Source organism: Citrobacter sp. wls613, assembly GCF_005281195.1.
Taxonomy (GTDB): domain Bacteria; phylum Pseudomonadota; class Gammaproteobacteria; order Enterobacterales; family Enterobacteriaceae; genus Citrobacter; species Citrobacter gillenii.
Window position 1 is genome coordinate 163489 of the sequence record NZ_SZXN01000069.1, and the last position, 6050, is coordinate 169538.

The 6050-nt window shown below is 52.5% G+C and carries 7 protein-coding genes and 1 pseudogene; 3 read left to right on the forward strand and 5 right to left on the reverse strand.

What is annotated here, in order from left to right:
- Positions 1-17: 17 nt before the first annotated feature.
- The 5 genes from sspB to zapE all read right to left on the reverse strand — a co-directional run bounded on the left by sspB (position 18) and on the right by zapE (position 3662).
- On the reverse strand, positions 18-521 hold the full coding sequence (gene sspB, locus FDX01_RS17500; protein ID WP_096755484.1) for a ClpXP protease specificity-enhancing factor: 504 nt from the start codon (positions 519-521) through the stop codon (positions 18-20).
- Between the two features lie 5 nt (positions 522-526).
- Positions 527-1165, reverse strand: coding sequence for a stringent starvation protein SspA (sspA, locus tag FDX01_RS17505; protein WP_135911317.1), 639 nt, complete (start codon positions 1163-1165; stop codon positions 527-529).
- A 314-nt stretch (positions 1166-1479) separates the two neighbouring features.
- Complete coding sequence (gene rpsI, locus FDX01_RS17510; RefSeq protein ID WP_062774136.1) at positions 1480-1872, reverse strand: 30S ribosomal protein S9; 393 nt, start codon at positions 1870-1872, stop codon at positions 1480-1482.
- A gap of 15 nt (positions 1873-1887) precedes the next feature.
- A complete protein-coding gene (rplM, locus tag FDX01_RS17515; RefSeq protein ID WP_096755482.1) occupies positions 1888-2316 on the reverse strand; it encodes a 50S ribosomal protein L13 in 429 nt (142 codons plus the stop codon).
- Positions 2317-2534: 218 nt separating this feature from the next.
- Positions 2535-3662, reverse strand: coding sequence for a cell division protein ZapE (gene zapE / locus FDX01_RS17520; protein WP_137400207.1), 1128 nt, complete (start codon positions 3660-3662; stop codon positions 2535-2537).
- A 192-nt stretch (positions 3663-3854) separates the two neighbouring features.
- Between zapE and zapG the strand changes: the two genes are divergently transcribed.
- The 3 genes and pseudogenes from zapG to FDX01_RS23935 all read left to right on the forward strand — a co-directional run.
- Positions 3855-4253 carry a Z-ring associated protein ZapG gene (zapG, locus tag FDX01_RS17525; RefSeq protein ID WP_045448139.1) on the forward strand — a complete coding sequence of 133 codons (399 nt, stop codon included), beginning with the start codon at positions 3855-3857 and terminating at the stop codon, positions 4251-4253.
- Positions 4254-4421: 168 nt separating this feature from the next.
- Positions 4422-5789, forward strand: a complete 1368-nt coding sequence (gene degQ / locus FDX01_RS17530; RefSeq protein ID WP_137400208.1) for a serine endoprotease DegQ — start codon at positions 4422-4424, stop codon at positions 5787-5789.
- Between the two features lie 89 nt (positions 5790-5878).
- A pseudogene (locus tag FDX01_RS23935) lies at positions 5879-6050 on the forward strand (outer membrane-stress sensor serine endopeptidase DegS); the annotation flags it as partial.

Consider the following 6050-nt stretch of genomic DNA (forward strand, 5'->3'; position numbering starts at 1 on the left):
CAAGGGCCTGTTTGATTTTACTTCACTACGCGTAGCGCCGGACGCCCACCACGCGGAGGTGGCGGCGTATCATCCGGGTCGTTGTCATCACCGTGATCGGGCTTATCGCCATCAATGACGGACATGACCGTTTCGCTTTCAAAGCCGGACGTGTCGTTGTCGTCATCATTTAAGCTGGCGACATCTTCGTCGTAGGCCGCTTCTGGCTCGAACATGGTACCTGCACCGTTTTCACGGGCATAGATAGCCAGAACAGCAGCCAGCGGCACGGAAACCTGACGTGGTATACCGCCAAAGCGCGCGTTAAAACGCACTTCGTCGTTTGCCAGTTCCAGGTTGCCCACTGCACGTGGAGCAATATTCAGAACAATTTGCCCGTCACGCGCATATTCCATAGGAACCTGCACATCCGGAAGCGTCACATCCACCACCAGGTGCGGCGTGAGCTGGTTGTCTAACAACCACTCATAGAATGCGCGCAGCAGATACGGACGGCGCGGTGATAGCTGTGGCAAATCCATACAGATTAACCCCGGCCCAGACGCATTTCACGTTCAGGCTCAGTCAGAGAAGCCAGGAAAGAGTCACGTTCAAATACGCGGGTCATATACCCTTTCAGCTCTTTCGAACCAGCACCGCTGAATTCAATACCCATCTGCGGTAAACGCCACAGCAGCGGCGCCAGGTAGCAGTCTACCAGGCTGAACTCATCGCTCAGGAAATACGGTTTCTGACTAAACACTGGCGCAATTGCCAGCAGCTCTTCGCGCAGTCGCTTACGCGCGACGTCCGCTTCAGAAGCAGAACCGTTTACGATGACGTTCATCAGCGTATACCAGTCTTTTTCAATACGCTGCATGTACAGGCGGCTTTCACCACGCGCAACCGGGTAAACCGGCATCAGCGGCGGATGCGGGAAACGCTCATCCAGGTATTCCATAATGATGCGAGATTCCCATAGGGTCAGCTCACGATCCACCAGTGTCGGTACGCTCTGATTCGGGTTGAGGTCGATCAGATCCTGAGGTGGATTGTCTTTCTCCACATGCTCAATCTCGAAACTAACACCTTTCTCCGCCAGTACAATGCGGACCTGATGGCTATAGATGTCAGTAGGACCAGAAAACAGCGTCATTACCGAACGTTTGTTGGCAGCGACAGCCATGAAAACCTCCAGGTATATTAAGAATTTTACTGCTACCAGCCACCAGGTGGCCAGCCAGAAGTGATGTCACCCAGATTCGGAAAGCCATTGCTGTTCAAAATACAAACAAAAAATGAACAATACCGCACATTTGGGCAGAAAATTGGATGATAGTTTACCAGATTTTGTGACCTTTGTGGTGAGTCGATTCTGGAAATGGGAAAAAAGAGGTGGCAATCAGCAGATTACCGTGCTTATTCGCGGGTAAAAATCCATAAAAAAACCCGCCGAGGCGGGTTTTTTCGCAAATTGCAATCTGCCGAAGCAGAAACCAATTAACGCTTGGAGAACTGAGGACGACGACGTGCTTTACGCAGGCCGACTTTCTTACGTTCAACTTCACGAGCATCACGAGTAACGAAGCCTGCTTTACGCAGTTCGCCACGCAGTGACTCGTCATATTCCATCAGTGCGCGGGTGATACCGTGACGGATCGCACCAGCTTGACCAGAAATACCACCACCTTTAACGGTGATGTACAGGTCCAGTTTACCAATCATGTCGACCAGTTCCAGCGGCTGACGAACTACCATGCGGGCAGTTTCACGACCGAAGTACTGTTCCAGAGAACGTTGATTGATAACGATTTTACCACTGCCCGGTTTGATGAAAACGCGAGCTGCAGAACTTTTGCGGCGACCAGTGCCGTAGTATTGATTTTCAGCCATTGCCTATAATCCCGATTAGATGTCAAGAACTTGCGGTTGCTGTGCCGCGTGGTTGTGCTCATTGCCCGCGTAAACTTTCAGTTTACGGTACATTGCACGACCCAGCGGGCCTTTTGGCAGCATGCCTTTAACCGCGATTTCAATCACACGCTCAGGATGGCGAGCAATCATCTCTTCAAAGGTCGCTTCTTTAAGACCACCGACGTAGCCACTGTGACGGTAGTACATTTTGTCAGTACGCTTGTTGCCAGTTACCGCAACTTTGTCAGCGTTCAGAACGATGATGTAATCACCGGTATCTACGTGCGGAGTGTATTCCGCTTTGTGCTTACCGCGCAGGCGCAGAGCCAGTTCGGAAGCCAGACGGCCCAGAGTTTTACCGGTCGCGTCAACAACATACCAGTCGCGTTTTACGGTTTCTGGTTTAGCTGTAAAAGTTTTCATTAAAAGCTTACCCAAATAAATTAGTTACACGTTGGTGAACACCCAAACGTTTTGTCAGTTGAGGTTCACACGACATTGTCCAGCAAACCTACCCCTTCGAATAGCCTATGCCGGCACATAGAAAGTTTTGGGAAAAAAACTCTCTCGTAACGTGGGGTCGCAAGATTATAGAGAAGTCAGGGTCAAAGATCGACCCCTTTATGTGATTTGCGATGGGTTTAACCGGCTAAATGTTCGCGCTTCAGATACTCTTCGCTTTGCATCTCCTGCAAACGCGACAAACAGCGCTGGAATTCAAACTTTAGGCGCTCTCCCCGGTAGATCTCATATAAAGGAACTGCCGCACTCACCACCAGCTTGACGTGGCGTTCGTAGAACTCATCTACCAGCGCGATAAAGCGCCGTGCTTCGCTCTCCATCAACGACGTCATCACTGGGACGTCAGAGAGCAACACGGTGTGAAACAGGCGCGATAGCGCAATATAGTCGTGCTGGCTGCGGGCATCGACGCACAGGGTAGTAAACGAGACGGCCAGCGTTTGGTTTTCGACGGCCAGTGTCTGCATCGGGCGATGGTTTATCTCAAGCGTCGGCGCATGTTCACTTTTGCTTCCCGCTAAAGCCAGCCACAGCTTATCCATCTGCCGTTGGGTTTCATCATTCAGCGGCGATAACCATAAATGCGCCTGGGTTAACGTACGCAGACGGTAATCAACTCCGGCATCCACATTCATGATGTCGCAGTACTGTTTAATAGCCTCAATCGCCGGAAGAAAGCGGGCACGTTGCAGACCATTGCGGTACAGGTCATCAGGCGGAATATTGGATGTCGCCACGAGCGTGATGCCGCGGGCGAACAGCGCTTTCATTAATCCACCGAGCAGCATCGCATCGGTGATATCTGAGACAAAAAACTCATCAAAGCACAGCACGTCGGTTTCTGCCTTAAAGCGGTCGGCAATCACTTCCAGCGGGTCGCTTTGCCCTTGCAGGGCGGTCAACTCTTCATGTACGCGCAGCATAAAGCGGTGAAAGTGCAAACGCTGTTTACGCGTGCCCGGCAGGCTATGGTAGAAAAGGTCCATCAGCCAGGTTTTCCCGCGCCCCACGCCCCCCCACATATACAGACCACGCACCGGCGTGCTCTCCGTCGGTTCACGTTTACCCAAAAATTTGCTAAAGCGAGCAATCAGCCCACTTTCCTGCAACGCAGGACGGGCTGGGGCAGTCAGTTCCTGGAAAATAATATCCAGTCGATTCACTGCCTCTTGCTGTACGTTGTCGGGTTGATGACTGCCGTCGTTGAGGGCCTGCAGGTAACGCGATGTCGGGGAAAAGCTTTGCATGATGTTATTGTTATTCCTTGAGAATCGATGTGCCGTCGCTCACGGTTGACGAAAAAAAGGCCGTTCTACACTACGCGATATAAAGTCGGGATTCCACTTCTACGGGATTAGCGGTTATAGTGGCATAATCAGGCGCAGGCATGGAGCCTAAAGCCAACACCCTACGGAAACACAAGACAACGGGAGATGTTCATGACCTGGGAATATGCGCTAATTGGGTTAGTCGTCGGTATCATTATTGGTGCCGTAGCCATGCGTTTTGGTAATCGTAAATTACGCCAACAGCAGGCATTGCAGTACGAACTGGAAAAAAACAAAGCTGAGCTGGAAGAGTATCGTGAAGAGCTGGTAAGCCACTTTGCCCGCAGCGCTGAGCTACTGGATAACATGGCCGACGACTATCGTCAGATCTACCAACATATGGCAAAAAGTTCCAGCAACCTGCTGCCGGGTATGTCGCCAGAATCCAACCCGTTCCGTAACCGTCTGGCAGAGTCTGAAGCAGGCAACGATCAGGCACCGGTTCAGATGCCACGCGACTATTCCGAAGGGGCCTCCGGCCTGCTGCGTAGTGGCGCAAAGCGCGACTAACTGCACATCGTTAAGAAATTTATTGGGCGCAGCAATTGCGCCCTCCGCTTCTCTTCCCGTCCCAGCTATTATTTAGTCGTTAGCCGCATTGTGACCAAACCGAAAATTCAATAACATCAAACTGTTTTGAATCATCTTCCGTTTACTCAAGGTACGAGAGCAGGATCAATGAAAAAACAAACCCAGCTGTTGAGTGCATTAGCGTTAAGTGTCGGGTTAACTCTCTCGGCGCCGTTTCAGGCCATTGCGTCGATACCCGGCCAGGTTCCCGGTCAAGCCGCACTCCCCAGCCTCGCACCAATGCTGGAGAAAGTGTTACCTGCGGTCGTGAGCGTGAGGGTCGAAGGTACCGCCGCGCAGGGGCAGAAAGTCCCGGAAGAATTCAAAAAATTTTTTGGCGATGACCTACCCGATCAGCCGTCACAACCGTTCGAAGGCCTGGGTTCAGGAGTCATCATCGACGCCGCCAAAGGCTACGTGCTAACCAATAACCACGTTATTAATCAGGCACAGAAGATCAGTATCCAGCTCAACGACGGTCGCGAGTTTGACGCCAAGCTGATTGGTAGCGACGATCAGAGCGATATCGCCCTGCTGCAAATCCAGCACCCTAGCAACCTGACACAAATTGCCATCGCCGACTCCGACAAACTCCGCGTGGGTGATTTTGCCGTCGCCGTCGGTAACCCGTTCGGGCTGGGGCAAACGGCAACCTCCGGCATCGTCTCGGCATTGGGTCGCAGCGGCCTGAATCTGGAAGGTCTGGAAAACTTTATTCAGACCGATGCGTCCATTAACCGGGGTAACTCCGGTGGCGCGCTGCTTAATCTGAATGGTGAATTGATCGGTATTAACACCGCCATTCTGGCACCGGGCGGCGGCAGTATCGGCATTGGCTTTGCCATTCCCAGCAACATGGCGCGCACGCTGGCGCAGCAGTTAATGCAGTTTGGCGAAATCAAACGCGGCCTGTTGGGTATTAAAGGGACGGAAATGACCGCCGACATCGCCAAAGCGTTCAAGCTGGATGTACAGCGCGGCGCGTTTGTTAGCGAAGTGCTACCGAACTCTGGCTCCGCGAAGGCGGGCGTGAAATCCGGTGACGTCATTACCAGCCTCAACGGCAAGCCGCTGAACAGTTTTGCCGAGTTACGTTCGCGTATTGCCACCACTGAACCGGGCACCAAGGTTAAACTGGGTCTGCTACGTAACGGTAAGCCACTGGAGGTGGAAGTCACACTGGATACCAGCACGTCGTCGTCCGCCAGTGCGGAAATGATCGCCCCGGCATTACAAGGTGCAACGCTTAGCAACGGTCAGTTAAAAGACGGCACTAAGGGCATCAAGATTGATAACGTCGAAAAAAGCAGCCCAGCCGCGCAAGCCGGTCTGCACAAAGATGACGTTATCATCGGTGTAAACCGCGATCGCGTGAACTCCATTGCCGAAATGCGCAAGGTGCTGGAAGCGAAACCGTCGATCATCGCGTTGCAGGTGGTACGCGGTAACGAGAATATCTATCTGCTCCTGCGTTAAGCTGGTAGACCGGACATCAGCCCACCGTGTGATGTCCGGTAAACTCGTGATATGCTGCTGCCGTTCCCCTTTTTAATGACGCCGCTATCATGTTTGTGAAGCTTTTACGTTCGGTCGCGATTGGTTTAATCGTCGGCGCCATTCTGCTGGCCGCGATGCCCTCTCTGCGCAAAATTAATACGCTTACAGCACCCCAGTTTGACAGTGCTGATGAAACGCCTGCCAGCTATAACCCGGCGGTTCGCCGTGCCGCCCCCGCCG

Bases quoted from the DNA above. Each gene is read 5' to 3' on its own strand.
- sspB (WP_096755484.1), bottom strand. From the start codon at position 521: ATGGATTTGCCACAGCTATCACCGCGCCGTCCGTATCTGCTGCGCGCA.
- sspA (WP_135911317.1), bottom strand. From the start codon at position 1,165: ATGGCTGTCGCTGCCAACAAACGTTCGGTAATGACGCTGTTTTCTGGT.
- rpsI (WP_062774136.1), bottom strand. From the start codon at position 1,872: ATGGCTGAAAATCAATACTACGGCACTGGTCGCCGCAAAAGTTCTGCA.
- rplM (WP_096755482.1), bottom strand. From the start codon at position 2,316: ATGAAAACTTTTACAGCTAAACCAGAAACCGTAAAACGCGACTGGTAT.
- zapE (WP_137400207.1), bottom strand. From the start codon at position 3,662: ATGCAAAGCTTTTCCCCGACATCGCGTTACCTGCAGGCCCTCAACGAC.
- zapG (WP_045448139.1), top strand. From the start codon at position 3,855: ATGACCTGGGAATATGCGCTAATTGGGTTAGTCGTCGGTATCATTATT.
- degQ (WP_137400208.1), top strand. From the start codon at position 4,422: ATGAAAAAACAAACCCAGCTGTTGAGTGCATTAGCGTTAAGTGTCGGG.